1 tRNA gene and 1 pseudogene are annotated in these 1,619 nt (G+C 31.6%); both read left to right on the top strand.

Annotated features, from left to right (window positions below):
- Nucleotides 1-100: 100 nt before the first annotated feature.
- Nucleotides 101-386 (top strand): annotated as a pseudogene (locus ACFINS_RS09615) (tyrosine-type recombinase/integrase); the annotation flags it as partial.
- A 942-nt stretch (nt 387-1,328) separates the two neighbouring features.
- Nucleotides 1,329-1,418, top strand: a tRNA-Ser gene (locus ACFINS_RS09610).
- The last annotated feature ends 201 nt before the right edge of the window (nt 1,419-1,619 follow it).

Raw genomic sequence — 1,619 nt, 5'->3', positions numbered from 1 at the left:
TTGCATGGCTGCTTAAACAATACTTTAACAGCTCTAATTGGCATAGCTACACTAAAGCTACAAAAAAACAAAAAGAACTCAATCCTTATGAAGGTATGTGATTGGAGAAGAAACATTCATTTGTGGTAAGAAGGTAAAAACTAGTTAAAGAAAGTTTTGGCAACCTTTTTCGTGAGGCTTGTAACGTAGCGGGAATCGAAAAATCAGCACATGGCTTAAGAAAATTAGCAGCAACACGCGCAGTTAATTCTGGTGCAACAGTATCACAATTCAAAGCAATTTTTGGCTGGACAAATGATGCTATGGCATCTCTTTACACAAAGAGCGCAGACCGTAAAAAACTCGCTCTTGAAGCCATAAAAAAGCTTCAAAAAGATGAGGGATAGAGGCAAAAAAACTCAATAGAATCAGGAATAACCTATTCTCTCATATTAGACATAAATATTTTATTTTACACATACTTGTGATGAATCGGCTTTTAAAACTTTGTCTTTTAAAGTTTACGCTTTCTGACTCTGCATAATTTAGCGTTTTTAAGTTCTATTCTTGAAAAACTATGTAATACCTTCACAAACTATCTATTGATCTAAGGGTATTGCTCAATAATTTTTTCTTCCATTCAAATTAACTTTTTGCTTATCCCACAGAAAAAGCATTACAAATATACCTAATTTCCAGCCATATCTAGAAGAGATTTTAAACTATCGATGCAAATCTTACATAAAATTTTATTCAAATAGTGCAAATCAGCCATTCCCTCCAAGGTACTCTTTAGACGCACTAAATATCTGAATATTTTTATTTAAAAACTTAAAATCTTTTAAAGAGTTTTCTTATTGAATTGTACTTAATTTAAACTCAATAAAAACTTTCCTTGAATATATATGTCATTTTTACAAATTTATCTCTCATAAACTGTCAGAGTAATAACATTTTCTTTTCGCCAATATGAACGATCTAAATAAAATAAATATCTGGAAAGGTAAAATAATCCAAAAATACACGACCGGAATTTAATATAATTTATCAAACATTTTCAACTAAACATTTCTTATTATTACGAAAACGATTGTTAGAACTTAAAAAAAATATTGCTTTGTAGAAAATTTTTAAACAGGAAAAAAATGATAAATATCATAATTACCTTTCATTTTTTCAGAAAAAACTATCATGTTTAAAAATGAAACTCTTAGATAACACACTCAAAGAATTAACTTATGAAGAATTATTTTAATTGAAACTTAAATAGTTTTACAAAGAACGCTTTAAAATGCGTATTAAAATGATTGACCTTTTACAAGAAATTTGTCAAAAAGCATATCTAGTGTGGAGGGGTGGCCGAGCGGTTTAAGGCACCGGTCTTGAAAACCGGCGTGCAGGAGACTGTACCGTGGGTTCGAATCCCACCCCCTCCGCCACAGCACTTTTATGGTGCTATAACTTATTGATTTCATGTGTGTTTTTTCAAGGTGCGGGATTCGTAAATAAAGGTTCGGGAATAGGATTCTCGAACATGCTTCTACGAAGCGCATGCTTGTTTGCTTGTAGCTTGCCAGCGGGTTTTGTATATTTTGCCACTAGGTTTTGTACCAATTTATTTTTTCTCAAAGAGTTTTTAA

The organism is Bartonella sp. AA2SXKL (assembly GCF_042197205.1).
GTDB lineage: Bacteria > Pseudomonadota > Alphaproteobacteria > Rhizobiales > Rhizobiaceae > Bartonella.
This window is presented reverse-complemented; position numbering and strand designations above follow the sequence as displayed.